Annotated in this window: 22 protein-coding genes; 10 read left to right on the top strand and 12 right to left on the bottom strand. The window is 72.1% G+C overall.

Annotated features, from left to right (window positions below; genetic code table 11):
* Positions 1 to 55: 55 nt before the first annotated feature.
* From B9S64_RS19080 to B9S64_RS19050, 8 genes are all read right to left on the bottom strand, one after another.
* On the bottom strand, positions 56 to 1633 hold the full coding sequence (locus tag B9S64_RS19080; RefSeq protein ID WP_103493211.1) for a 4-coumarate--CoA ligase family protein: 1578 nt from the start codon (positions 1631 to 1633) through the stop codon (positions 56 to 58).
* A 258-nt stretch (positions 1634 to 1891) separates the two neighbouring features.
* Entirely contained in the window at positions 1892 to 3052 is a 1161-nt protein-coding gene (locus B9S64_RS19075; protein ID WP_103493212.1) for an acyl-CoA dehydrogenase family protein, read from the bottom strand.
* Positions 3049 to 5061, bottom strand: a complete 2013-nt coding sequence (locus B9S64_RS19070; protein ID WP_109492072.1) for a biotin carboxylase N-terminal domain-containing protein — start codon at positions 5059 to 5061, stop codon at positions 3049 to 3051. Before B9S64_RS19070 ends, B9S64_RS19075 begins: the two co-directional genes overlap by 4 nt.
* Positions 5062 to 5069: 8 nt before the next feature.
* Entirely contained in the window at positions 5070 to 6668 is a 1599-nt protein-coding gene (locus B9S64_RS19065) for an acyl-CoA carboxylase subunit beta (RefSeq protein ID WP_103489233.1), read from the bottom strand.
* The gene (locus tag B9S64_RS19060; RefSeq protein WP_103489232.1) at positions 6665 to 8368 is read right to left on the bottom strand and encodes an acyclic terpene utilization AtuA family protein; all 1704 of its coding nucleotides are present in this window, start codon (positions 8366 to 8368) and stop codon (positions 6665 to 6667) included. The genes B9S64_RS19065 and B9S64_RS19060 overlap by 4 nt, the downstream gene beginning before the upstream one ends.
* Positions 8365 to 9171: a TIGR03084 family metal-binding protein gene (locus B9S64_RS19055; protein ID WP_103489231.1), complete on the bottom strand. Its 807-nt coding sequence runs from the start codon at positions 9169 to 9171 to the stop codon at positions 8365 to 8367. Before B9S64_RS19055 ends, B9S64_RS19060 begins: the two co-directional genes overlap by 4 nt.
* Positions 9172 to 9414: 243 nt before the next feature.
* Entirely contained in the window at positions 9415 to 9582 is a 168-nt protein-coding gene (locus B9S64_RS34550; RefSeq protein WP_181012147.1) for a hypothetical protein, read from the bottom strand.
* The gene (locus B9S64_RS19050) at positions 9560 to 10621 is read right to left on the bottom strand and encodes a DMT family transporter (RefSeq protein WP_109492071.1); all 1062 of its coding nucleotides are present in this window, start codon (positions 10619 to 10621) and stop codon (positions 9560 to 9562) included. Before B9S64_RS19050 ends, B9S64_RS34550 begins: the two co-directional genes overlap by 23 nt.
* Before the next feature lie 115 nt (positions 10622 to 10736).
* On the opposite strand from B9S64_RS19050, the gene B9S64_RS19045 reads away from it, so the two are divergent.
* Positions 10737 to 11624 (top strand): LysR family transcriptional regulator, encoded by an 888-nt coding sequence (locus B9S64_RS19045; protein ID WP_103489490.1) that lies wholly within the window; start codon positions 10737 to 10739, stop codon positions 11622 to 11624.
* 60 nt (positions 11625 to 11684) lie between these two features.
* Here the strand turns inward: B9S64_RS19045 and B9S64_RS19040 are convergent, their stop codons facing one another.
* Positions 11685 to 12167: an NUDIX hydrolase gene (locus B9S64_RS19040; RefSeq protein ID WP_103489491.1), complete on the bottom strand. Its 483-nt coding sequence runs from the start codon at positions 12165 to 12167 to the stop codon at positions 11685 to 11687.
* Positions 12168 to 12177: 10 nt separating this feature from the next.
* Positions 12178 to 13404, bottom strand: coding sequence for a helix-turn-helix domain-containing protein (locus B9S64_RS19035; RefSeq protein ID WP_103489492.1), 1227 nt, complete (start codon positions 13402 to 13404; stop codon positions 12178 to 12180).
* A gap of 376 nt (positions 13405 to 13780) precedes the next feature.
* Here B9S64_RS19035 and B9S64_RS34545 point away from each other — a divergent pair, with 376 nt between their 5' ends.
* From B9S64_RS34545 to B9S64_RS19025, 3 genes are all read left to right on the top strand, one after another.
* A complete protein-coding gene (locus tag B9S64_RS34545) occupies positions 13781 to 13942 on the top strand; it encodes a hypothetical protein (RefSeq protein ID WP_181012168.1) in 162 nt (53 codons plus the stop codon).
* Between the two features lie 86 nt (positions 13943 to 14028).
* Positions 14029 to 15240, top strand: coding sequence for a JmjC domain-containing protein (locus B9S64_RS19030; RefSeq protein WP_103489493.1), 1212 nt, complete (start codon positions 14029 to 14031; stop codon positions 15238 to 15240).
* Positions 15174 to 16034: an aldo/keto reductase gene (locus B9S64_RS19025; protein ID WP_103489494.1), complete on the top strand. Its 861-nt coding sequence runs from the start codon at positions 15174 to 15176 to the stop codon at positions 16032 to 16034. The genes B9S64_RS19030 and B9S64_RS19025 overlap by 67 nt, the downstream gene beginning before the upstream one ends.
* Here the strand turns inward: B9S64_RS19025 and B9S64_RS19020 are convergent.
* Complete coding sequence (locus B9S64_RS19020) at positions 16022 to 16879, bottom strand: hypothetical protein (protein WP_103489495.1); 858 nt, start codon at positions 16877 to 16879, stop codon at positions 16022 to 16024. The two genes, B9S64_RS19025 and B9S64_RS19020, sit on opposite strands and share 13 nt — an antisense overlap.
* Before the next feature lie 171 nt (positions 16880 to 17050).
* Positions 17051 to 18874 carry an LCP family protein gene (locus B9S64_RS19015; RefSeq protein WP_109492070.1) on the bottom strand — a complete coding sequence of 608 codons (1824 nt, stop codon included), beginning with the start codon at positions 18872 to 18874 and terminating at the stop codon, positions 17051 to 17053.
* A 436-nt stretch (positions 18875 to 19310) separates the two neighbouring features.
* Between B9S64_RS19015 and B9S64_RS19010 the strand changes: the two genes are divergently transcribed.
* Genes B9S64_RS19010 through B9S64_RS18985 form a run of 6 tightly spaced genes read left to right on the top strand, consistent with a single transcriptional unit; the run spans position 19311 to position 24836 of the window.
* A complete protein-coding gene (locus B9S64_RS19010; RefSeq protein ID WP_103489096.1) occupies positions 19311 to 20912 on the top strand; it encodes a sensor histidine kinase KdpD in 1602 nt (533 codons plus the stop codon).
* Positions 20909 to 21346: a roadblock/LC7 domain-containing protein gene (locus B9S64_RS19005; RefSeq protein ID WP_028439393.1), complete on the top strand. Its 438-nt coding sequence runs from the start codon at positions 20909 to 20911 to the stop codon at positions 21344 to 21346. Before B9S64_RS19010 ends, B9S64_RS19005 begins: the two co-directional genes overlap by 4 nt.
* Positions 21343 to 21714 (top strand): DUF742 domain-containing protein, encoded by a 372-nt coding sequence (locus B9S64_RS19000; protein WP_103489095.1) that lies wholly within the window; start codon positions 21343 to 21345, stop codon positions 21712 to 21714. The genes B9S64_RS19005 and B9S64_RS19000 overlap by 4 nt, the downstream gene beginning before the upstream one ends.
* On the top strand, positions 21695 to 22360 hold the full coding sequence (locus tag B9S64_RS18995; RefSeq protein WP_103489094.1) for an ATP/GTP-binding protein: 666 nt from the start codon (positions 21695 to 21697) through the stop codon (positions 22358 to 22360). The genes B9S64_RS19000 and B9S64_RS18995 overlap by 20 nt, the downstream gene beginning before the upstream one ends.
* On the top strand, positions 22357 to 23592 hold the full coding sequence (locus B9S64_RS18990; RefSeq protein WP_103489093.1) for a cytochrome P450: 1236 nt from the start codon (positions 22357 to 22359) through the stop codon (positions 23590 to 23592). The genes B9S64_RS18995 and B9S64_RS18990 overlap by 4 nt, the downstream gene beginning before the upstream one ends.
* Complete coding sequence (locus tag B9S64_RS18985) at positions 23589 to 24836, top strand: cytochrome P450 (RefSeq protein ID WP_103489092.1); 1248 nt, start codon at positions 23589 to 23591, stop codon at positions 24834 to 24836. Before B9S64_RS18990 ends, B9S64_RS18985 begins: the two co-directional genes overlap by 4 nt.
* Positions 24837 to 24858: the final 22 nt, after the last annotated feature.

Genomic DNA, 24858 nt, shown 5'->3' with positions numbered 1-24858 from the left:
TCTCGTCGGGGCCGGGCACGTACACGACGCTCCCGCCTCCCGGAACGCCCACCGCTCACGCCCGGTCCCGTAGTTCGCGGCGGAGGATCTTGCCCGAGGCGCCGCGCGGGACGGTTTCGATGAATTCCACCTGTCTCACCTTCTTGTACGGGGCGACGCGTTCGGCGACGTACGCCGTCACCTCCTCGGCCGTGAGGTGCGGGGCCGTGGAGTGGCGGACCACGTAGGCCTTGGGGATCTCGTTGCCGTCCTCGTCGCGTACGCCGATGACCGCCGCGTCCGCGACGGCGTCGTGGGTCAGCAGCAGGGCCTCCAGTTCGGCGGGGGCGACCTGGTAGCCCTTGTATTTGATCAGTTCCTTCACCCGGTCCACCACGTACAGCCAGCCGTCGTCGTCGACGCGGCCCACGTCGCCGGTGTGGACCCAGCCGTCCGGGTCGATCATCGCGGCGGTGGCCTCCGGGCGGCCCAGGTAGCCCTTCATCGTCTGCGGGCCCCGGATCAGGATCTCGCCGTCGGCGCCGGGGCCGAGGTCGGGGCCGCCGTCGAGGGGGACGATGCGCATCCGGGTGGAGGGCAGGAGCTTGCCGACCGCGCCCGGCGGCGGGTTCTCCGCGTCCAGGGGGACGACATGGGTGCCGGGCGAGAGTTCCGTCATGCCGTACGCCTGGCGGACCGGGGGCAGGCCGAGGCGGGTGGAGCAGGCCGTGGCGAGGTCGGCGTCCAGCGGGGCGGCGGCGGAGACCAGGTAGGTGAGCGAGGACAGGTCGTACCGCCCCACGGCCGGGTGCTTGGCCAGGGCCAGGACGATCGGCGGGGCCACGTAGAGGCCGGTGACGCGGTGTTCCTGGATCGCCCCGAGGAACTGCTCCAGGTCGAAGCGGGGCAGCACGATCACCGTGGCGCCGTACCGCAGGGGGGCGTTCATCAGAGCCGTCAGCCCGTAGATGTGGAAGAACGGCAGAACCGCCAGGATCCGGTGGCCCGGTCCCATCGGGACGAAGGGGCGCAGTTGCTCCAGGTTGGTGCCGATGGAGCGGTGGGTGAGCATGACGCCCTTGGGCGCGCCGGTGGTCCCGGAGGAGTACGGCAGGGCCGCGATGTCCTCGCCCGGGTCGAAGGCGATCGAGGGCTCGGCGGCGGTGGAGCCCAGCATGTCCAGGACGGACGTGTGCCCCTCGGCCCGGTCGCAGACGAAGATCTCCTCGATGCCGCCCGCGAGACCGGCCGCCCGCCGGGCCGTGTCCAGCAGCGGGGAGACCGTGACGATCCAGCGGGCCGAGGAGTCCGTCAGCTGCTTGGCGAACTCCTCGGCGGTGGCCAGCGGGTGGACGGTCGTGACGGCGGCCCCGGCACGGGTGGCGCCGTAGAAGACGGCGGGATACGCGACGGTGTTGGGGCTGTGCAGGGCGAGCACGTCACCCTTGCGCAGACCGGCTTCGGCGAGGTGGGCGGCGATGCGCCGGTGGACGTGGTCGAGCTGGGCGTAGGTGACGCTCATGCCGTCGGTGCCGTCGGTGCCGTCGATCAGGGCGACGGTGTCGCCGTACTGCTCGGTGGCCCCGCCGAGGACGGCGTCGTGGATGGGCGTGTCCAGGGCCGGGACGTCTGCGTACTCGCTGTGGAACACCATGGCGGTCCCCTGTCATAGCGGTGCGGCGGGCACGGCGGGCCCCGTGTGGTGGGTGCGGGGCGTCGGCCGTGCGGGTGTGGAGCGTCAGAATCTCCCCGCGGGTGCGGAATGGGGAGACCTCGGACCGGAGGGATACGGGTGCGTCGTACACCGGGCTCGGTGCGGGCGGGCCCGGATGGGCGGGCTGGGCGCGGGCAGGCTGGGTACGACCCGGTTCGGTGCGACCCGGGCTCGACGCGGCCGGGCCGGTACCGCCGCTCAGTACGACTTGGGCAGGCCGAGCGACTGGTGGGAGACGTAGTTCAGGATCATCTCCCGGCTGACCGGGGCGATCCGGGCCACGCGGGCGGCCGTGACCAGGGAGGCGAGCCCGTACTCGCGGGTGAGGCCGTTGCCGCCGAGGGTGTGCACGGCCTGGTCGACGGCGCTCACACAGGCTTCGCCGGCCGCGTACTTCGCCATGTTGGCGGCCTCGCCCGCGCCGACGTCGTCGCCGTGGTCGTACAGCTGGGCGGCCTTCTGCATCATGAGGCGGGCCAGTTCGAGGTCGATGTGGGCGGTGGCGAGCGGGTGCGCGATGGCCTGGTGGGCACCAATGGGGGTCTTCCACACCTGGCGGGTGCGCGCGTACTCGACGGCCTTGCCGAGCGCGTACCGCCCCATCCCGATGCCGAACGCGGCCGTCATGATCCGCTCAGGGTTGAGCCCGGCGAACAGCTGGAGCAGCCCGGCGTCCTCGTCGCCCACCAGCGCCTCGGCGGGCAGCCGGACATCGTCCAGGACCAGCTCGAACTGCTTCTCCGGGGCCTGGAGTTCCATGTCGATGGGGGTGCGACCGAAGCCGGGTGTCTCCCGGGGGACGATGAAGAGGCAGGGCTTCAGCTTGCCGGTGCGGGCGTCCTCGGTGCGGCCGACGACGAGGGTGGCGTCCGCGATGTCCACACCCGAGACGAAGACCTTGCGGCCGGTGAGCAGCCACTCCTCCCCGTCGCGGCGGGCGGTGGTGGTGATGCGGTGGGAGTTGGACCCGGCGTCGGGTTCGGTGATGCCGAAGGCCATGGTGACGCTGCCGTCGGCGAGTCCGGGCAGCCATCGCCGTTTCTGGTCCTCGGTGCCGAAGCGGGCGATGACGGTCCCGCAGATGGCGGGTGAGACGACCATCATCAGCAGGGGTGATCCGGCGGCCCCCAACTCCTCCAGGACGATGGACAGTTCGGCCATGCCACCGCCTCCGCCGCCGTACTCCTCGGGGAGGTTGACACCGAGGTAGCCGAGCTTCGCGGCCTCGGACCAGAGCTCGCGGGGGTGGGAGCCCTCGCGGATCACGCCGGTCATGTAGGCGCGGCCGTAGCGCTTCCCGAGGGCGGCGACGGCGTCGCGCAGTGCCCGGTGCTCTTCGGTTTCGAGGACGGTGCTCATGCGTTCTCCTCCGGTGCGGGGGCCGATGGTGCGGGGGCGGGCGGTGCGGGGGCAGGCGGTGCGGATACGGGGCCGGGCGGCGCGTCGGCGTCGGTGACGACGGCGAGCAGGGCGCCGACCTCCACCTGGAGGCCGGGCGCCGCGTGCAGTGCGGTGAGGGTGCCGGAGGCCGGGGCGAGGACGCGGTGTTCCATCTTCATCGCCTCCAGCCAGACCAGCGGCTGCCCGGCCTCGACGGCCGCCCCCGGCGCGAGGCCGTCCGCGAGACGGACCACGGTGCCGGGCATGGGGGCGAGCAGGGAGCCGGGTTCGGTGCGCTCGTCGGGGTCGGTGAAGCGGGGCAGGACGGTGAAGGTGTACGCCCCCGACGCCCCGTCCACGTACACCCGGGAGCCGTGCGCGGTGACGGTGAAGTGGTGGGTGACACCGTCCGTTTCGAGGGTGACGCGGTCCGGGGCGGCGGCCAGGACGCGTTCGCCGGTCTCGGGCAGGAGCGCGCCCCGCGCGGTGCGGTAGGCGATCTCGTAGGTGGCGCCGTCGGGTTCGGCGCGCAGGCTCCGCCGCTGCGGCCCGGAGGCCAGGTTGCGCCAGGCGCCGAAGCGGGCCGGTCCCCTCGCGGGGCGGTCGGCGGCGCGAGCGAGCGCGGCGGCGGTGGCGGCGAGCCGGACGGCGCCCTCACCGGCGGGCGCGGTCAGGGCGGCCAGATGGCGGTCGAAGAACCCGGTGTCCAGGCGCGCGCCGGTGAAGTCCGGGTGGCGCAGGGACCGTACGAGCAGGTCCCGGTTGGTGACCGGGCCGTGCACGCGGGCTCGTTCGAGGGCGCGGGCGAGGAGGCGTACGGCCTCGGGGCGGGTGGGGGCGTGGGCGACGACCTTGGCGAGCATCGGGTCGTAGTGCACGCCGATGGTGTCGCCCCCGGTGTATCCGGTGTCCAGGCGCAGGCCGGGCTCGTCGGGCAGCTCGAACGTGAGCAGTGCTCCGGTCTGCGGCCGCCAGTCACGGGCCGGGTCCTCGGCGTACAGCCGGGCCTCCACCGCGTGCCCCCGGGGCTCGGGCGGCGCCTCGGCCGGGAGGGGGGCGCCCTCCGCGACGCCCAGTTGCAGGGCGACCAGATCGAGCCCGAACACGGCCTCGGTGACGGGGTGTTCGACCTGGAGGCGGGTGTTCATCTCCAGGAAGTACGGGCGGCCCTCGGCCGACACGAGGAATTCGACGGTGCCCGCGCCCCGGTAGCCGACCGCCCGCGCGGCGGTGACGGCCGCCTCGCGCAGCCGCTCCCGCAGCGCCTGGTCCAGGCCGGGCGCGGGCGCCTCCTCGATCACCTTCTGGTGGCGGCGCTGGAGCGAGCAGTCCCGGGTGCCCAGCGCCCAGACCGTGCCCCGGTCGTCGGCCATGACCTGGACCTCGACGTGCCGGCCGCGTTCGACGTACGGCTCGGCGAACACCTCCGCGTCGCCGAAAGCCGCGGTGGCCTCGGCCGCCGCCGCCGTCAGCTCCCCGGGCAGCTCGGCCAGTTCGCGTACGATCCGCATCCCGCGTCCGCCGCCGCCGGCCGCCGCCTTCAGCAGCAGCGGCAGGTCCCCGGCGGTGGCGGCGGCCGGGTCGACGGGGGCCAGCAGCGGCACACCGGCCGCGGCCATCAACTCCTTGGCGCGGGTCTTGGACGCCATCAGCCCGATCGCCTCGGCGGGCGGCCCGACCCAGACGAGCCCGGCGTCCCGCACGGCGCGGGCGAAGGAGGCGTTCTCGGAGAGGAACCCGTACCCCGGGTGCACGGCGTCGGCCCCGGCCGCCAGCGCGGCCCGCACGACGAGGTCGCCGCGCAGATACGTCTCGGCTGGGGCGGCCCCCGGCAGGCGTACGGCGGTGTCGGCCTCCCGTACGTGCAGGGCGTCGGCGTCCGCGTCGGAGTACACGGCCACGGTGGCGATGCCCAGGGCCCGGCAGGTGCGGAAGACGCGGCAGGCGATCTCGCCCCGGTTGGCGACGAGGAGCGTGCTGATGGTCATGTGGGTCCTCACATCCGGAAGACGCCGAAGCCGCCGCGTGCGCCCTCGACCGGTGCCGTGTGGATCGCGGACAGGCACATCCCGAGGACGGTCCTGGTGTCGCGCGGGTCGATGACCCCGTCGTCGTACAGCCGCCCCGAGAGGAACACCGGCAGCGACTCCGACTCGATCTGCTGCTCGACCATGGCGCGCAGCCCGGCGTCGGCCTCGTCGTCGTAGGGCAGGCCCTTGGCGGCGGAGGAGGCGCGGGCGACGATCGACAGGACGCCGGCGAGCTGCTGGGGGCCCATGACGGCGGACTTGCCGCTCGGCCAGGCGAACAGGAAGCGCGGGTCGTAGGCGCGGCCGCACATGCCGTAGTGCCCGGCGCCGTAGGAGGCGCCCATCAGCACGGACAGGTGGGGGACACGGGAGTTGGCGACCGCGTTGATCATCATGGCGCCGTGTTTGATGATGCCGCCCTGCTCGTACTCCTTGCCGACCATGTACCCGGTGGTGTTGTGCAGGAAGAGCAGGGGGACGTCCCGCTGGTTGGCGAGCTGGATGAACTGGGCGGCCTTCTGGGACTCCTCGCTGAACAGCACGCCCCGCGCGTTGGCGAGGATACCGACCGGGTAGCCGTGCAGCCGCGCCCATCCGGTGACGAGGCTGCTCCCGTACAGCGGCTTGAAGGCGTCGAAGTCCGACCCGTCCACCAGCCGGGCGATGACCTCGCGCGGGTCGAAGGGCACCTTGAGGTCGCCGGGGACGATCCCGAGCAGTTCGTCCTCGTCGTACAGCGGAGGTTCGGCGGCCGGCGGGTCGGCGTGCGCCTTGCGCCAGTTGAGGCGGGCGACGATCCGGCGGGCCTGGCGGATCGCGTCGTGCTCGTCCACCGCGAAGTGGTCGGCGAGGCCGGAGGTGCGGGCGTGCATCTCGGCGCCGCCGAGCGACTCGTCGTCGCTCTCCTCGCCGGTGGCCATCTTCACCAGGGGCGGTCCGCCGAGGAAGACCTTGGAGCGCTCCTTGATCATCACGGTGTGGTCGGACATCCCTGGGACGTACGCCCCGCCCGCCGTCGAGTTCCCGAAGACGACGGCCACGGTCGGGATGCCGGCCGCCGACAGCCGGGTGATGTCGCGGAACAGCGCCCCGCCCGGGATGAATATCTCCTTCTGGGAGGGCAGGTCGGCGCCGCCGGACTCGACCAGGCTGACGCAGGGCAGCCGGTTGGCGAAGGCGATCTCGTTGGCGCGCAGGGCCTTCTTCAGCGTCCAGGGGTTGGAGGCGCCGCCGCGTACGGTCGGGTCGTTGGCGGTGATCAGGCATTCGACGCCCTCGATCACACCGATCCCGGTGACCAGGGAAGCCCCCACCGTCCAGTCGCTGCCCCAGGCGGCGAGCGGGGACAGCTCCAGGAACGGGGTGTCCGGATCGACCAGCAGCTCGACGCGCTCCCGGGCGAGCAGTTTGCCGCGCGCCCGGTGCCGGTTCACGTACTTCTCACCGCCCCCGGCGAGCGCCCTGGCGTGCTCCGCGTTCAGCTCGTCAAGTTTGGCCAGCATGGCCGCTCGGTGGTCCTCGTACTCGGGTCCGGCGGTGTCGAGCGCGGTGGGCAGGACGGTCATACGGGCACCTCCGTGGGGTCCAGCAGCTCCACCGGCACGGGGAGGTGCCGCGAGCGCAGCCACTCCCCCAGGGCCTTGGCCTGCGGGTCGAAGCGGGCCTGTGCGGCGACGCCCTCGCCGAGCAGCCCGCGCACGACGAAGTTCAACGCCCGCAGGTTGGGCAGCACATGGCGTACGACGGTGAGCGGCGCGGTCTCGGGCAGCAGCTCGGTGAAGCGCTCGACGGTCAGTTCATGGGCCAGCCACCGCCAGGCGTCGTCGGTCCGCACCCAGACCCCCACGTTGGCGTCGCCGCCCTTGTCGCCGCTGCGGGCCCCGGCGACCAGACCGAGCGGCACGGTACGGGTGGGTCCGGCGGGCAGGGGCGCGGGCAAGGGCGGCGGGGCGACGGGGCTCAGCTCCCGGTGGCGCCCGGCGGCCGGGACGCGCTCGCGCCGCCCGTCGGGCAGGACCGCCGTGTGCGCGACCTCGTCCGCCGGTACGGTCCCGGCCTCGAACACCCCGTAGGGGGAGCCCTTTCCGGGCGGGGCGGTGACATGGAAGCCCGGGTAGCTGCCGAGGGCCAGTTCGACGGCGGCCCCGGAGACGGCCCGGCCGACCGCCTCGGCGTCCTGGTCGCGGACGACGAGCCGGAGCAGGGCGCTCGCCGTCTCCTCGGTGGGCGCGTCGGGCCGGTCGGTGCGGGCCAGCTCCCACCGCACCTCGGCGGGTACGCGTCCGGCCCGGCCGAGGGCGTCGGCGAACTGCTCTTCCACGAGCCGGGCCTTGGCCTCCACGTCGAGGCCGGTCAGCACGAAGACGACCTCGTTGCGCCAGCCGCCGAGCCGGGTGAGCCCGGTCTTCAGCGTGGCCGGCGGGGCCTCTCCCCGTACGCCGTCGATCCGCACCCGGTCCGGGCCGTCCTGGGTGAGGGTCACCGTGTCGAGCCGGGCGGTGACGTCGGGTCCCGCGTACCGGGCCCCGGCGGTCTCGTACACCAACTGGGCGGTGACGGTGCCGATGTCCACGACCCCGCCCGTGCCGGGGTGCTTGGTGACGACGCTCGACCCGTCCGGGTGGATCTCCGCGAGCGGGAAGCCGGGGCGGCGCACGTCGTGTTCGCCGAAGAACGCGTAGTTCCCCCCGGTGGCCTGGGTGCCGCACTCCAGCACATGGCCCGCGACGACGGCCCCGGCCAGCGCGTCCAGGTCGTCGGGGCCCCAGCCGAAGTGGGCGGCGGCGGGCCCGGTGACCAGGGCGGCGTCGGTGACCCGGCCGGTGACCACGATGTCGGCCCCGGCGCGCAGGCAGGCGGCGATCCCGGCGCCGCCGAGGTAGGCGTTGGCGGTGAGACAGCCGTCCGGCACGGGGAGGGCGTCGCCCTCGACATGGGCGACGCGCACGGGCAGCCCGGCCCGCTGAGCGACCTCCCGCACCGCGTCGGCGAGCCCGGCCGGATTGAGGCCCCCGGCGTTGGTGACGATCCTGACGCCGCGTTCCCGGGCGAGGTGGACGTTCTCCTCCCACTGCCGCAGGAACGTGGAGGCGTAGCCGCGCCGGGGGTCCTTGAGGCGGCCGCGGCCGAGGATCAGCATGGTCAGTTCGGCGAGGTAGTCCCCGGTGAGGACGTCCAGCGGGCCGCCGGTGAGCATCTCGCGTACGGCGTCGAAGCGGTCGCCGTAGAAGCCGGACGCGTTGCCGATCCGCAGCGGCTCCGTCATCGCTCCCCCTTCGGGGGGCGCCCCGCTCCGGCCGGTCCGGCGAAGGCCTGCGCGATGTCCAGCCACCGGTCGGCGTCCGGTCCCACGGCGTGCAGGGCGAGGTCGTCGCGGTGGGCGCGCTGGGTGACCAGGAGGCAGAAGTCGAGCAGCGGACCGCTGACCCGCTGGCCGGCGTCCTCGGGCCCGTACACGACCGTCTCGCCCTCCAGGCCCTTGAGTTCGACCCGGAACGGCTCACCGGGCGGCTGCTGTCCGCGTACGGCGTAGGCGTAGTCCCGGGCCCGCACCCCGATGCGGGCGACGTGCCGCAGCCGCACGGTGGGCCGCCGGCGCACGCCGAACGCGTCGGCCACGTCCTGGCCGTGCGCCCAGGTCTCCATGAGCCGTGCGGTCGCCATCGAGGCGACGCCCATGGGCGGCCCGTACCAGGGGAACCTGGCCCCGGGCGGTGCCGCCCGCAAGGCCTCGCGCAGCCGGGCCCGGCCCTCTCGCCACCGCAGGAGCAGATCCTCGGCGGGCAGCAGCTCCACGATCTCCCGGGCCGCCTCGTCGACGAACGCCTCCGGGCGCGCGAGCGCCTTCTCCACCTCGGCCGGGAAGGCGCCGGGGTTGGTGACGGCGGTCAGCGCGACCTCGTCGGTCCAGTTCAGATGGGCGATCTGATGGGCGACGGTCCAGCCGTCGGCCGGGGTCGGTACGGCCCACTCGTCCGCGCTCGCGCCGGCGACCAGCAGGTCCAGTTCCTCGCTCTCCTGACGCAGGTCGTCGAGCACGGCGGCGGTCACGGCCGAAGCGTCGGACACGGTGCGCTCCCCTCGGGGCGTGGCGGTGTGCCCCGGAGCATGCCAGCGCCCCGAAAAACAAGCAAGCGTGCTTGCATGATTTTTTTACGGACCCGGGCCGGGGCCCTGAGGTCCGGGGCCCGGAGGCCCGGAGGCCGGTTCGGCCAGTCCCCGCAAGCCCGGCCGGTCAGCGCCACAGGTCCGGCCGGTCAGCCCCGCAAGCCCGGCCGATCCCGAGAGGCCCGGCCGGTCCCCACAGAGGGGTCAGTCCCCGCGTTCGCCCTCCGCCTGGGACGGCTGGGTCCTCGGGGTGTCGGGGTGGACCTCGGGCGCCCGGCCGCGCTCCGCGGGCTCGTCGCGTTCACCCTCGGCCTGCGAGGGGGTGTGCGCGTACAGCCCGTCGTATCCGTCAGTGGCCTTCTCGGTTCCCACGGACAGGCCTCCTTCCGCTCTTCGTCCCCTTCTCCATCCTGCCCCTCCGGGCCGTGGCCCGCACCGCGCCCATGCTCGCGCCGACGACCAGGGCGATGGCCAGGGCGTCCGTCGTGGAGAGCGCCTGGTCGAGGATGAGGAAGCCCGCCATGGCGGCGATGGCCGGCTCCAGGCTCATCAGGACCGCGAAGGTGGGGGCGGGGAGCCGGCGCAGGGCCATGAGTTCCAGGGTGTACGGGAGGACCGAGCTGAGCAGCGCCACCGCCGCGCCCAGGCCCAGGGTGGAGGGGACCAGCAGTTTCGAGCCGGACTCCAGGACGCCCAGCGGCAGCGAGAGGACCGCCGCCACCGCCATGGCGAGGGCCAGCCCGTCCGCCTGCGGGAAGCGGCGGCCGGTGCGGGCGCTGAAGACGATGTACGCCGCCCACATCGCGCCCGCCGCCAGGGCGTACGCCGCCCCGACCGGGTCCAGCCCGTCGAAGCCCGCCCCGGCTTCCCGGCCCCGCCCGAACAGCGAAGGCCCCATCCCGCTGAGGAGGACGACCCCGCAGAGCGCCAGCCCCGCCCAGACCAGGTTGAGGAGGCGACGGGACGCCACGACGGACAGGACGAGCGGGCCCAGCACCTCCAGGGTGACGGCGGCGCCCAGCGGGATACGGTCGGCGGCCTGGTAGAAGAGCGTGTTCATGCCGCCCATCGCCACGCCGAACGCGAGCACGGTGCCCCAGTCCGCGCGCGAGTGGCCGCGCAAGGACGGGCGGCAGACGACCAGGAGCACGAGTGCCGCTGCGGCCAGCCGCAGCGTCACCACGCCCAGCGCGCCCGCCCTCGGCATCAGCAGGACCGCGACGGCCGCCCCGAACTGGACGGAGAGCCCGCCCGCGACCACCAGGGCGACCGGCCCGAGTGTCGTCCGGCGCGCGTCGCCGCGTCCGGGCCCGCCGCGCCCCGGGTCGCCGTGGCCCGTCCCGTCGAGCGCGGCCACCGCCTCGGGTACGCCGACGGCCGCCGCCGGTGCGGCACTGCGCGAGTCGTTCACGGGAACCTGGACCTTTCGGGACGTCGGCTGGAGGCGGGGAACACCCAGGTCACACGGTAGAGACCGGCGCGTGCCAAGTGAAATGCCTGATGTGCTCGCATTATGCTCCTCACGCATGAACTCCCCCCACACCTCAGGACGCGGCGTCGAACTCAGACACCTGCGGGCGTTCCTGGCCGTCGCCGACGAGGGCAACGTCACCCGGGCCGCCGCCCGGCTGGGCCTGAGCCAGCCCGTCGTCTCCCGTACGCTCGCCGCGCTGGAGGACCGCCTCGGTGTCCGGCTGGTCGACCGGTCCACCCACCATCTGGAGCTCACACCCGAGGGCACGGCCTTCCGGGACAAGGCCGCCCTCGCGGTCGCGGCGTTCGACGAGGCCGTCGAACCCGGCCGTCCGAGCCCCCGCCCGCTGCGGCTCGGGCACGCCTGGTCGGCGCTCGGCCCGTACACCACTCCCCTGTTGCGCACCTGGCAGCGACGGTGCCCGCAGACCCCGCTGGAGCTACGGCGCATCGACGACCGTACGGCCGGCCTCACGCGCGGCGAGGTGGACGCGGCGGTGCTGCGCGGGCCGGTGGAGACCCCGGGGGTCGTCACCGAGGTGCTGTACACCGAGGGCCGGGTGGCCGCCGTCGCCGCCGACGGGCCGCTCACCGCGCACACCTCACTGCGCCTCGCCGACCTCACCGGCGAGGCGGTCGTCCTGAACACCGTGTCCGGCACCACCACCCTGGACCTCTGGCCCCCGGACGCCCGGCCCACCGCCACGCTCACCGTCGCCAACACCGACGACTGGCTGACCGCCATCGCGGCCGGCCGGGGCGTCGGCGTCTCGGGCAGTTCCACCGCCGGGACACATCCGCACGCCGGAGTCGTCTACCGGCCCCTGGAGGACGCCCCACCGCTGCCCGTCCTGCTGGCCCGCCGCGACGGCCCGGCCCACCCGGCCCTGCCCGAACTGCTGGGGCTCATCCGGGAGATCGTCACCTGGGACGGGGCGTGAGAGCGTTCCGTACGGGCCGCGTGGCGGCCGGGCGGGACAGGACATGCCGGGCGGGGCCGGTCAAGTCTGCTCTGCCGGCGGCTTTCCGTACTCCAGGTAGACGGTCAGGCCCTCTTCCCGGGCCCGGATCCCGGCAGCGATGCGGCGGGCGAGGCGGGGGATGGTGAGTCCCGGCACAAGCTCGGCGCTGTGGAAGCCGTAGCCACGAAGCTCGTCCGCCTGGAGCACGATCCGCCGGAGGTGGTCCCCGCCGAGACACCCGCCGTCGAAGAGGTAGAGGACCTTGTCCCCCTCCTCGGGGCTGGGCGCCCAGTCGACGACCAGGAGGCGGCCGACAGGGGGCTCGATACCCAGCTCTTCACGGACCTCGCGCACGCAGGCCTGCCGGGGCGACTCACCCTGTTCGACGTACCCACCGGGGACGTCACGGTAGTCCTTGTAGGACGGCTCCACGAGCAGGACGCGAGCGGTCGCGTCGAAGAAGAGGGCGCCGGCTGCCATATGGGGGCGAGCCGCCCTCGCCTCGTGCTCGTCGTCGCTCACGCGTCGAACTCTAGCCGCTTGAGACGATACGGAGCCTACGGGCCAGATCTGCCAAGGGACGGGACGGCCGGCCTCGGGTGCCCCGGATCCAGCCGGTGACCAGTTCCTGGCTCAGACGGTGGTGACGCACCTGCTCGGGCGCGTTCCGCTCGGCTTCCAGCAGGACGGCCACGGCCTCATCGGTCCGATTCCAGGCGCTGAGCGACCTCGCGACTTCGAGACCGTGCCGTACACGCCGCTCCACCGGCATACCACTGGTGTCGATACGCATGCCCAGGTCCGTGGCGATCTGGATGTCGCCGAGTTCGCCTGCGGCGGCCGCTCGGTGGACGGACACGTTGGTCGGGCCGAAGGCTGTCCACAAGTGGTTGGCGTCTGCGCCGAGTCGTTGTGCGGCTTCATCGGCTTCATGGAGAAAGGTCCGCGTGGATTGCCGGTCCCCTGCTCGCGCGGCTGCCATCGCCCCGGCGAGGAAGAGTGTGCCGTACACCGAAAGGTAGGTGTCGTCGGCGTCGCTCAGCTCCGGCTGCATCGCGGCAGCCGCGTGGTTCACCAACTCGACCGCCGCGCCGAAGCGCCCGGTGGACAGGAGGCAGTGAGTGACCGCTCGTACGAGGGAACCCGTGACCGCGCTCCGGCCGCTGTGCTGCGCGGCTGCCAGGCCACGGTCGGCGGCCATCCACGCCAGTTCGGGCTCTCCGACCTTGCCCAGCACCATGGCTGCCCCTTGATAAGCGAGGGCGAGCAGAGCATGGGCCTCCTCCTGGTCGTCTCCCGAGTAGGCGCGGGACGCGGCAAGACCCTCGGCAAGAAGGAGCGGCAGACGGCGGGTGGCGAAGCCGTACCGGGACGTCTGGTAGGCGTCGAGGACAACCTCGACATCGGCGCGGAGGTCCTGTAAGGCCGGTGGATCGTCGTCATGGTGGAGAGGCGTCGGAAGAGACGTGAACCACGTGTAGTCCACGAGCACTTCGCACAGTGTCGAGGCTCCCCGGTAGCCGCTGTTGTCTGTCCCCTCCATGAGCGTCGGCTCGGCCAGCAGGTCTCCGAGAGAGACGCCGAGCGCCTCGGCAAGAGCGGTGACAACCGAGAGCCGATCGAGCTCGATGCGATTGTTCTCCGCCTTGCTCAGCCAGTCCGCTGTGCGTCCCACAAGGCCCGCCAAGACCTGCTGGGAGAGGCCACGCCGACGCCGGTACCAGGCGACGCGCTCGCCGATGGTCAGGTGCTCCGTCATTCCTCGCATGGTCTGAGCATCACCTCACGGGTGGGGAAGACCCCGGAAGGTTTTTCCGGGGTGCCGCACGAAGCCTCGCCTACGGTCGCAGCAGGCCTGGAACACCGCTGGGCAACGCATTCAATCGTGTACGGGACCGGCGACGCACGGTCGACCGACTCGGACGTCGGAGCCCGACCGTGGCTCCGCGACGCACCACCGGACACATCCGCCCCTGACCGCCGAGCGAACGGAAGCCCCCTACGACGGCTTCGGCGCACGCACGAACGCCCCCCGTCGGCTTCACGGCACCTCTTAGGGGCCTTCTACCTCGTTCGTTCGGCATCCACCAAGCTCCCGCCGGGCGGCGGGAGACGGACACAGGAAGGAGCACGAAGTGGGAATCGAGACCCCCTCCGACGAGGAGGGCCTTCTGATCGCCGTGGAAGTCCTCGCGAGCATCCACGACCGGCACGACAGCAACGCGTCCGACCCGGGGCAGGGCGGCTCGGGTGACGGCCCCTGGCCCGGGGGTGACGGGCTGAACCATGCGGCGTAGCCGCCGGGACGTCGGCGGTGGGGCTGCGCACGCGACCTCACCGCCCCCACCCGCCAGTCAGTCCGACACAAGGAAGGAATCAGCTCATGCAACACCGATTGGTCCGTGCTGTGGAGATGGCGCTCGGCTGGGAAGGGCCAGGCCCTCTCGGTAAGGGCTTCGCCCGGGGAACCATCAGCGACCTCGATGTGGTGACACGCCTGCTCACACCGCCACGCCTCCTCGACCTGATCATGCGCCGGAGCCTCGCCAATCCGCAGTTCCGTCTCTTCAAAGGTGGTGCGGAGCTGCACCCCGACATGTATCTGGACCGTCAGGTCACGCCCCGGGGGCAGGCCGTACCCATGGCGGACATGCGCCGCCTGGGCGCCCTCCTGCGCGAGGGCGCCACGCTGGTCCTGGACCAGTCGAACGTCTTCGACCCCACGATGGAGACAGCCTGCCGTGCCATGCAGTGGTGGGCTCGGGAACACGTCCAGGCGAACGTCTACCTGACCACCAACGACGCGTCCGGCTTCGACCTCCATTGGGACGACCACGACGTCCTCATCGTGCAGTTGGCCGGCGAGAAACAGTGGGAGGTACGAGGTGTCTCCCGGCCCGTGCCCATGTTCCGGGACGCGGAGAGGAACAACACCCCCAGCGAGGAGGTCGTGTGGACCGGAACCGTGCAGCCCGGTGACGTGCTGCACATCCCACGCGGCTACTGGCACGCGGCCACCCGCGCGGGCCGGGGCGGTGGACACAGCACCCATGTGACGTTCGGCTTCGCCAAACGCACTGCTGTGAGCTGGCTGACCTGGCTCGCTGACTGGTCTCGCCACGAGGAGGTGTTCCGCCACGACCTCGACCGATGGTCCGGACCCGAAGAGCAGCGGTCCCGCCAGCGGATGCTGGGCGCCGCTGCCGCACGCCTCGTCGAAGCCCGTGGTCCGGCGGAATTCCTCCGACGCCGCGAGCAGGAGGCTCCTTCCGGTCGGCACGTTCCCTTCCTGGACATCTTCGGCCCCCTGGAGGCCGTGGCCTGTATCAGCGAGTTCCCGCCGCTGATCAGGGAGGGCGAGGGCACTGTCCTCGTGGCGGCAGCGGGCAAGGAACTGACGTTCGCGGACAAGGCCCTGCCGGGGCTCCGCACACTCCTGAGCGGTCATCCCGTGCGGTTGGACGAGGCCACCCATGCGGCGGGCACCGGAATCAAGGCGCTGGCGAAGATCCTGGTGGAGGAGGAACTGTGCGCGACCCTGACCCCCGCATTGTTCTCGGGCTACACCGGTCTCGTCACGAGCGTCGGATCCTGACGAGCGCGCTGGAACTCGGGATTGACACGATCGACACCAGCTTCAACTACCTGGGTTTCTCAGCCCACTCGGCCTTGGCCGATGTGGGAAGCCACCTCCTGGCTCGCTTCCGGCTCTCCACCAAGGTCGGCTTCTTCCCTGCTGTCGGGCAAGCAGAGCACTCCCTGGATCCAGGTCGGCTCCGAGGAGCCCTGGAACAGACGAATCGCGACTTGGGGCGCGCTCCCGACCTGGTGTTCCTGCACAACCCCGAGCGCTCTCTGACCCGCTCGCCGGGCACCGCGCGGGATGCTCTGGGTATGGCGTGCGCTGCCCTGGAGACCGCTGCGGCAGAGGGGCTGTGCGGCGGCTGGGGCATCGCCTCCTGGGACCCTCGTCCGCTGCCCGAACTCGGTGTCGGCACCGTCCCCAGGCCCGACGTGCTCATGGTCCGTGGGGGCCTCCTCGCCGGTGCCGACGTCCTGGAAGCCTCCGAGGCCCTCTCGGACCAATGGCGCCTCGGAGCAACCCAGCTATGGGGCATGAGTCCCTTCGGCGGCCGGCCCAGGGATCCTTTGTGGGGCAAGCTCGACCCGCAGGTGTTCATCCGGGCCCCTGACGACGGCCTCTCGGCACTACAGGCAGCGTTCCGCGCCGCGTACTGGCTACCGCGCGTCGGGAGAGTCGCGGTCGGTACGGATAACCCCTCCCACTTACGGGAACTGGTCGACGCCCTTCGGTACGAGGCCGAAACCAGGAACATCCACACGTACCGGCAGCTACTCCGGGAGCGAGCCGGCCGTCAGCGCCTCTGAAGGCCGTCCGCCACCCGTGCGGCCATGTCACGCGCCGGTTCAAGGCGAGGGTCTTCGGGATGAGCGTCCGGCGCCAGGATCTTCGCGCAGACGAACAAGGTCATCAGTCGACCGTCCCGGCTCTCCAGGTCGTCGCGTCGTTCGTGGCGGACCCGCTCGGCCAGGCCCGGGACCGCCAGGGAGTTCCCCCACAGCGACGCCGCGTCCAGGCCCCGAGGGGCCATGCCCCAGTCCTCCCAGTCGAACAGGCAGAACCGCGGCCCGGTCATGTTGGCCCAGTTGAGGTCCGCGTGCGCCGGGCGCCAGCGGGTCAACGCCGTGTCGGTGTCCCGAGGCACGAACCTCATGACCGCCTCCGTAACTCCGCTCTGGGTCATCGTGACGGTGTCAGGAGTGGCGACGCGCGTCGTGTGCTGGGCAGCCAGCGCCGCCAGCGACGTGTTCAGCGCCTGCCACCATGCGTCCGGCAGGTGGGGATCGGCGGCCAGGACGCTGCCACCGATCGGGGACCCTGGCAGAAGTTCCGTCTCGTCGGCCCGCCACATCGCGGCACCGTCGGGCCCCCGCCAGGACATGCCCCGGTGCCACTCAGGCCTGACCACCCCTTTCAGCAGAGCGGCACACTCGGTTCCGTTCCAGCCCTGGCCGTCGATCCTGTCGAGCCGACGCCGTTCGATACGTACCCATGTGTCTCGGTCCGTTCGCGCGCCGAGCGAGCGCCGTTTACGCACCAGCGTCCTACGGTCCAGTGACGTGCGGAAGCCATGTTCGACCTGCTCAAGTACGTCATCGATCTGCGCGACTCGGAGGTCGACGTCGGGCACAGCGGACGGCGAAGACGGCACCGGACCTCCCTTGCGACGGAACGACGCTAGCAAGAAACGGACACACGAGGCCCTGGAAGGAGGCGAAGCAACCCTGACGTCCACTGTCCTCGTGCCGCCTCGGGCGCCCGTGTCCGGGCCGACAGCCGGCGGACCGGGCATGGGGGAAGGGGCCGCCCCGCCCCCGTCCCGCTACTGCGCGCAGACCTGCTTGTCTCCCTCGACGCGCTGGATCTCGTCCGGTGCCTTCTGCGGGGCGCTCAGCGGGGTGCCCGCTTCCACGAAGTCGGGGCCCAGGGTCAGGACCATCGGGTCCCGCTCGCCCGCGTCCGTCGTCGTCGGCTTCAGTGCCGATGCCGACAGGCCCATCATGTCGGCCAGTCGGCGCGCCTGGTCGGCCTGGTTGGGGGCGTAGACGAGCTGGGTCTTCTTGACGTTCTCCGGGGCGTTCGACTTGTTCGTGGACTTCAGTACGCCCTGCTTGTTCTGGAGCCAGTCCAGGGCGTTCTGCGCGGAGCCGGACGGGGCGCCGCCGTTGTAGACGTCCACCCGCACGTCCGCGGGCTCCGCCATCTCGCCCTTGAGCTTGGCGGCTTCCTTCTCCTTGGCGGCGGCCTTCTTCTGGGCGGCGACCTCGGTGAAGGAGACGTCCTCGCGCATCATCGAGAAGACCTGGGGGGCCTTGTTCCTGTCGAGGACGACGGACGCCTTGTCCTCCGGGTTGTCCAGCACCGGCACCGTGGTGAACGTGATGTTCTTCGAGTCGACCGAGGCCAGTTCCATGCCCAGTTTGCGCAACTCGTTGATGTCACCGATCTTGTCGTCGACCGTGAGCGCCTTGGTGCCCGCCTCCGCCAGCGTCCACATCTTGGTGGGGCTGGTCAGGGTGTCGTTGGACTTGAGCTTGCGCATCAGCGAACTCAGGAACTGCTGCTGGAGTTCGATACGGCTCAGGTCGCTGCCGAATCCGACGGAGTAACGCGTGCGCAGGAACGACAGCGCCTCCTCGCCCTGGAGGTTGTGCTCGCCCTTCTTGAGGTTCAGATGGGACTTGGAGTCGTTGATGTCCTTGGCCAGGCAGACGTCCACCCCGCCGACGGCGGTGGACAGGGTCTTGACCGCGTTGAAGTCGGCCACCATGAAGTGGTCGACCTCCAGGCCGGTGAGCTCGGTGACGGTACGCATCGTGCAGCTGGGCGTCCGGTCGAACTGTCCGAGGCTGGTGTTGAAGCGCTGGCCCTCGGTGCCCGGGATGGTCTTGGTCGAACCGTCGTCCTGCGCGGTCGGACAGTCCGGGACGGTCGCTATCAGGTCGCGTGGAATGCTCAGCGCGGTGGCGTTCGTACGGTCCTTGGAGACGTGGAAGAGGATCGTGGTGTCGGCGTGGCCGACGCTGTCCTTGTCGCCGTAGCCCTCGTTGCCCTTGCCGGTCCGCTTGTCGGTCCCGATCACCAGGACGTTGATGGCCCGGTCCTTGCTGAAGCCGCCGGTCCCGGCGCCGTCGCTGGAGACGGCGGTGATGTTGCCGTTGAAGTGCCGGTACGCCAGATAGCCCGCCGTGGCGGTGCCCACCAGCAGGAACGCCAGCACGCCTCCCGTCCAGACCAGGGCCTTCTTCTTCCCGGACCGGCCGGGCTTCCCGGACTTCCTGGACCTCGTGCCGCGCCGCCCCGTCGCCGCGCCGGCGCCCCGGGCTCCCGCCCGGCCGCCCGGCCCGCGCTCGGACTGCGACTCACTCCGCCCGCCGCCCCTGCGGCCGCCGCGCTGCCCCGGTACGGCGGCGCGCTCGTCCGCGGGCGGGGTGCCGGGAGCCTCCTTGCGGCGGGAGGACGGCGCCGGGGCCCTGGTCGCGGACGCGCCGGACGAGGACGGTGCGGCGGAGGGGGAACCGGACGGCGACGGCGCTCGCCCTGCGGAGGGGGTCAGTCGCAGTTCGTAATCGCCGGTGTCCGGATTGAGTACCCACTGGTCTGCGGGGTCGATGCCCTCGTCCCGCCCACGGCCTTGCGCGTCCACGGTTGCCTGCGTCCTCCGTCGGGGCCACCCGGCGCCTCCCCCTCAAGGCGCCCGCGGTGTGTCTTACGGCAGTGCCGCGACCTGGGGGTCGGCTGCACCGGAGCGCTCAGACTAGTCGCCCACCCGCCCTCAGGCGACGATCGTGACAAATCCAGCTCCGCACAGACGACATATCGCCATATTCGCTACTGCTTCACCACGCGCCTCCGCCGCCCCGACCCGCCGCACCCCTCAGAAATCCCCATCACCGCCCTCTTTGAGACAGATTTCAAATAGAAGTGGCCACATGAGATCCCCAAACGAGACGTCAATTCTCCTATAGTTGCCGTTACTTGATCAGGAAAAATCAGCTCCAGTTGCGGATCATTCACCGCGACCGCACCGAAGCACCTGGATCATCACCGACCCCGAACCGTCCGCCCTCCGAGGACTCCGATTGCGCCCTTCACCCCGGCCGACCGCATTCGCCCTGCTGATCTCGGCAGCCGTCACCGGTTCCCTGTGTCTGTGGGCGGTCGCTTCGGCGCCCGCCTCGGTACGGACGCCCCTGTCCTGGGGAGCGGGCGCCGCGGCCCTCGTGCTGAGCGTCTCCGTGGCCGTCACCGTCCACACCCTGGCCAAGGCGCGCGCGCTGCGGGCCCTGCGGGCCGCGGACGCCGAACGCTTCACCGCCGAGACCTCGCGTCTCGTCTCGTCCTCCGCCGCCGAGGCCCAGCGCTTCACCGCGGAGACGGCCCGTATCCGGGCGGCCGCCGCCGCGGAGACCGCCCGGGTCACCGCCGAGGCCGCCGAACGGGTCGCCGCCACGACGGCCGGGGCCGAGGCCGAGCACGCCCGCCTCACGGCGGAGAACGCCCGGCTCGCCGAGCGCGCCCGGCGCAGCGAGACCGAACGCTCCGCCGCCGTCGCCGCCTGTGCCAACGCCGCCGGCCGTATGCAGGCGCTGGCCACCGGCATGCTCGCCGACCTGCGGGAGATGGAGCACCGGCACACCTCCGAGGAGGTCCTGGCCGACCTCCTGCACCTGGACCACCGCACCGCCCAGGCGGGCCGGCTCGCCGACTCCGTCGCGGTGCTGACCGGTGCGCGCTCCGGGCGCCGCTGGGCGAAGCCGATCGTGATGGAGTCGATCCTGCGCGGCGCGATGGGCCGCATCGGCGGCTACCAGCGCATCCGCCTGCACTCCACCAGCGACGTGGCGATCGCCGGGCACGCCGCCGAAGGCGTCATGCACGCCCTCGCGGAGCTGCTCGACAACGCGGCCAACTTCTCGCCGCCCACCGCCGAAGTGCATGTGTACGTCGAGGAGGTCCCGGCGGGGGTGGTCATCACCGTCGAGGACAGCGGCCTGGTGATGAGCGAGGTGCAACTGCGCCGCGCCGACCGCTCCGTGTCGGGCCGCAACCAGGACCTCGCCGGTCTCTCCGGGACCCGGCTCGGGCTGGCGGTGGTCGGCCGGCTGGCCCGTAAGCACGGGCTGACCGTCTCCTTCCGGCCGTCGGCGCGCGGCGGCACCGGTGCGCTGATGATGCTGCCCCAGGAGCTGATCTCCCGGGGCGCTCTCCCGCCCGGTCCGCCCGTCCCGGCCCCCGCGGCCCGCCCGGAACCGGAGCCGGTCCACGCCTCGGCCCGCCCCGTGGACTCCGCGCCCGCGCAGGGCACCCCGCGCCAGGACGCCCCCGCGCACGCCCCCCGCGAGGCCTCCGAGAACGCGCCCGGAACCGCGCCCGGCGGCTCCCCCGGCGACGACCTCGGCGACACCTCCGGCAACACCCCCGGCACCACCCCCACGCACGCTCGCGAGAACGCCTCCGAATCGACCGGATCCGTCCCGCAGTTCGGCGAGAGCGGCCTGCCCAAGCGCCGCCGCGGTCGCACCCTGGCCGCCGCCGAAGCCCGTAACGGCAATGCCGCACCCGGCGGTGCCGATTCCCCCCGGCCCCGTACCACCGACGCGAAGGTGCAGGCGGCACGCTTCAGCACCTTCAGTCAGGCGGTCCGGGCCAACACCCCGAACCCGGAAGGCAACACCCGATGACCGCGACGACCGACGAGAAGCTCAACTGGCTGCTGGAGGGCCTGCTGGACCGCACTCCCGGCGCCCGGCACGCCCTGGTCCTCTCCCGGGACGGCCTGAAGCTGTGCCGTACCCCCGAGCTCTCCGTCGACCAGGCCGACCAGCTCGCCGCGATCTCCGCCGGCATCCAGAGCCTGTCGCACGGGGCGTCCGTGGAGTTCGGTGACGGCAGCGGCGGCGTACGGTCGGCGATGGCCGAGTTCTACGGCGGGGTGCTGTTCATCGTCGAGGCGGGTGCGGGCGCCCATCTGGCGGTGGTCGCCGCGGAGGACTCCGACGTCGGCCTCGTCGGTCACAACATGAGCGAACTCGTCGAGCAGCTCGGCGAGCACCTGGTGGCCCCGCCGCGCGGCCCCGGCGCGGTGGCCCCGGCCACGGAAACCGCGGACGTATGACGTCGGCGCCCCGGCCCCGCCCCGGACGCGACGACGCCCCGGACCGGCTGTACACCCTCACGGGTGGCCGCAGCCGGTCCGACTCGGACGTGTTCGACCTGGTCACCCTGGTCGTCGCCGAGTGCGATCCGGCACCCGGGATGCAGTCGGAGCACGCCGCGATCCTGCGGATGTGCGCACTGCCCACCGCCGTCGTCGAGATCTCGGCCATCCTGAACCTGCCCGTCGGCATCGTCCGCATCATGCTGTGCGACCTGCTCGACACCGGCCGGATCAGCGCCCGCCATCCCCGTACTGCCCGTGTCGCGGACCGGCTCCCCGACACCGACACCCTGGAACAGGTGCTCGTTGGACTCCGCAATCTCTGACCGTGCCGCCCTGCAGGCGACGGCCGACAACGGACTGAAGATCGTCGTGGTCGGCGGCTTCGGGGTCGGCAAGACCACCATGGTCCGTTCCGTGAGCGAGATACGCCCGCTCAACACGGAGGAGACCATGACCCGCGCGGGCGAGGACGTGGACGACCTCGGCGGTGTGCACTCCAAGACGTCCACCACGGTCGCCTTCGACTTCGGCCGCATCACCCTCGACGCGCGCTCGGTGCTGTACCTCTTCGGCGCACCCGGCCAGGAACGCTTCTGGTTTCTGTGGGACCGCCTCTTCTCCGGAACCCTGGGCGCCGTCGTCCTCGTGGACACCCGGCGGCTCGCCGACTCCTGGTACGCGATCGACCGGCTGGAGCACCACGGCACGCCGTTCATCGTGGCGTGCAACGACTTCGGCGGCCCGCTCCACACCGAACAGCAGATACGGGAGGCGCTGGACCTCTCCCCGGACGTCCCGCTGGTCGAGTGCGACGCCCGGGACCGCTCCTCCAGCAAGTACGTCCTGATCACCCTCGTCGAACACCTCCACGCGCTGTCCGTCGCCCGCGCCGAGAGCGGCGGGGCGTCCGCCGCTTCCCTGGACGGTGACCAGCCCCTGGCCGCCCTGACCCCGGAGCACAACCCGTGACCCAGTGCCCGCACGCCGCAGGTGCCGTCGATCTCTCCAGCCCCCGGTTCCAGGCCGACCCGGGCGAGCTGTACCGGTCGATCAGACGCGACCACGGAGCGGTCGCGCCGATCGTCCTGCCCGGTGGCATCCCGGCCTGGCTCGTCGTCGGCTACCGCGAACTGCACCAGCTCACCAGCGATCCGGCGCTCTTCAGCCGCGACTCGCACCTGTGGAACCAGTGGCCCGACATCCCCGACGACTGGCCGCTGATGCCGATGATCAGCCGGGACCAGCCGTCGATCCTCTACACCGTCGGGGAACGGCACAGCCACCGCTCGGCCGTGATCAGCGGCGCGCTGGAGGCCGAGGACCCCTTCGCGCTCAAGCAGCACACCGAGGCGTTCGCCGACGAGCTGATCGACGGTTTCTGCACGACCGGCGCCACCGACCTCGTCGCCTCGTACGCCATGATGCTGCCCGTCCGCGTGCTGGCGAGGCTCTTCGGGTTCGACAACGACAAGGGCCCCGCCCTCGTCACCGCGATGAACGACATGATCAACGGCGGCCCGGACGCCCTCGCCGGCCAGCGCCACATCGCCACCTCCGTGTTCCAGCTGCTGGCCGAGCGGCGGGCCGACCCCGGCGACGACGTGGCCAGCCGCATGCTCGCCAACACCTCCGGCTTCACCGACGAGGAGGTCGCCCGCGACCTGATGGTCATGATGGCCGCCGGGCACCAGCCGACGGCCGACTGGATCGGCAACTCGCTGCGCCTCATGCTCACCGACGACCGGTTCACCGCCTCGCTCTCCGGCGGCCGGCACAGCGTCGCCGAGGCCATGAACGAGGTGCTCTGGGAGGACACGCCCTCCCAGAACATCGCCGGCCGCTGGGCCACCCGGGACACCCATCTCGGCGGCTGCCACATCAAGGCCGGTGACCTCCTCGTCCTCAGCCTCGCCGGGGCCAACTCCGATCCGCGGGTACGCACCGACGGCACGGTCCTCACCGGCGGCAACAACGCCTTCTTCTCCTTCGGGCACGGCGACCACCGCTGTCCCTTCCCCGCCCAGGAGATCGCCGAGACCGTCGCCCGTACGGCCATCGAGGTCATCCTCGACCGGCTGCCGGACGTGGATCTCGCCGTCCCCGCCGAACAGCTCACCCGGCGGCCCTCCCCGTGGCTGCGCGGCCTGAAGGACCTGCCGGTGCACTTCACTCCCACCCCCGCCCTTGGAGGCCAGAGATGACCGCGCCCACCGCAGAACCGACCGGTACCGCCGAGCGGGAACGCATCGTCCTGGACCCGTTCGTCACGGACCTCGCCGGGGAGAGCGCCCGGCTGCACGCGGCGGGCCCGCTCGCCGAGGTCGAACTGCCGGGCGGCGTACCGGTCTACGCGATCACCCACTACGCCGAGGCGAAGGCACTGCTCACCGACAGCCGTCTGGTGAAGGACATCAACGTCTGGAACGCCTGGCGGCGCGGTGAGATCCCCCTGGACTGGCCGCTGATCGGACTGGTCAACCCCGGCCGCACCATGCTCACCGCGGACGGCCCGGAACACCGGAGGCTGCGGGGCCTGGTCGCCCAGGCGTTGACGGCCCGCCGGGTGGAACGCCTGCGGGCGGGGATCGAGGCCCGTACGCACGTGCTGCTGGACCGCCTCGCGGCACGCCCGGCGGGCGAGACGGTGGACCTCAAGGCCGAGTTCGCCTACCCGCTGCCGATGAACGTCATCAGCGAGCTGATGGGCATCGACTCCGCCGACCTGCCCGAGATGAAGCGCCTCTTCGACAAGTTCTTCTCCAACCAGACCCCGCCGGCCGAGGTCCCGCGGACCATGGCGGGCATCCACACGCTGTTCACGCGGATCCTCGACGAGAAGAAGCAGTCGCCGGCCGACGACCTCACCTGGGCGCTGCTCAACGCCTCGGAGGACGGCGACCACCTCACCGACGACGAGATCCTCAACACCCTGAAGCTGATCATCGCGGCCGGGCACGAGACCACGATCAGTCTGATCGTGAACACCGTCGTGGCCCTGGAGAGCCACCCCGAGCAGCGCCGGGCGGTGCTGTCCGGCGAGGTGGGCTGGGACAGCGCGGTCGAGGAGACGCTGCGCTGGAAGGCGCCGACGTCGCACATCCTGATCCGGTTCGCCACCCAGGACATCGAGGTCGGTGACCGGATCCTGCCGAAGGGCGAGGGCACGATGATCTCGTTCGCCGCCATGGCCCGCGACGAGCGGCAGTGGGGCCCGACGGCGGCGGACTTCGACGTCACCCGCTCTCCCAACCGGCACATCTCTTTCGGGCACGGTCCGCACGTCTGCCCGGGTGCCGCCCTGTCCCGTCTGGAGGCCGCGGTCGCGCTGCCCGCGCTCTACGAGCGGTTCCCGGACCTGGCACTGGCCGTCGCCCCCTCCGAGCTGCGGAACAAGCCGATCGTGACCCAGAACGACCTGTACGAGCTCCCGGTCACCCTGGGCTGACACGGCTCCGGGGGGGTGTCCT

Source organism: Streptomyces sp. SM18 (assembly GCF_002910775.2).
Classification (GTDB): Bacteria; Actinomycetota; Actinomycetes; order Streptomycetales; family Streptomycetaceae; genus Streptomyces; species Streptomyces halstedii.
Note: the sequence above shows the minus strand (reverse complement) of the source record. Positions and strands in the feature narration are given on the sequence as shown.

What these genes read in the sequence shown, in the direction of transcription:
- B9S64_RS19065 (WP_103489233.1), bottom strand. Translation starts at nt 6,668, where the DNA reads ATGACCGTCCTGCCCACCGCGCTCGACACCGCCGGACCCGAGTACGAG.
- B9S64_RS18985 (WP_103489092.1), top strand. Translation starts at nt 23,589, where the DNA reads ATGACCGCGCCCACCGCAGAACCGACCGGTACCGCCGAGCGGGAACGC.
- B9S64_RS19080 (WP_103493211.1), bottom strand. Translation starts at nt 1,633, where the DNA reads ATGGTGTTCCACAGCGAGTACGCAGACGTCCCGGCCCTGGACACGCCC.
- B9S64_RS19045 (WP_103489490.1), top strand. Translation starts at nt 10,737, where the DNA reads ATGAACTCCCCCCACACCTCAGGACGCGGCGTCGAACTCAGACACCTG.
- B9S64_RS19000 (WP_103489095.1), top strand. Translation starts at nt 21,343, where the DNA reads ATGACGTCGGCGCCCCGGCCCCGCCCCGGACGCGACGACGCCCCGGAC.
- B9S64_RS19070 (WP_109492072.1), bottom strand. Translation starts at nt 5,061, where the DNA reads ATGACCATCAGCACGCTCCTCGTCGCCAACCGGGGCGAGATCGCCTGC.
- B9S64_RS19035 (WP_103489492.1), bottom strand. Translation starts at nt 13,404, where the DNA reads ATGACGGAGCACCTGACCATCGGCGAGCGCGTCGCCTGGTACCGGCGT.
- B9S64_RS19075 (WP_103493212.1), bottom strand. Translation starts at nt 3,052, where the DNA reads ATGAGCACCGTCCTCGAAACCGAAGAGCACCGGGCACTGCGCGACGCC.
- B9S64_RS19030 (WP_103489493.1), top strand. Translation starts at nt 14,029, where the DNA reads ATGCAACACCGATTGGTCCGTGCTGTGGAGATGGCGCTCGGCTGGGAA.
- B9S64_RS19005 (WP_028439393.1), top strand. Translation starts at nt 20,909, where the DNA reads ATGACCGCGACGACCGACGAGAAGCTCAACTGGCTGCTGGAGGGCCTG.
- B9S64_RS19060 (WP_103489232.1), bottom strand. Translation starts at nt 8,368, where the DNA reads ATGACGGAGCCGCTGCGGATCGGCAACGCGTCCGGCTTCTACGGCGAC.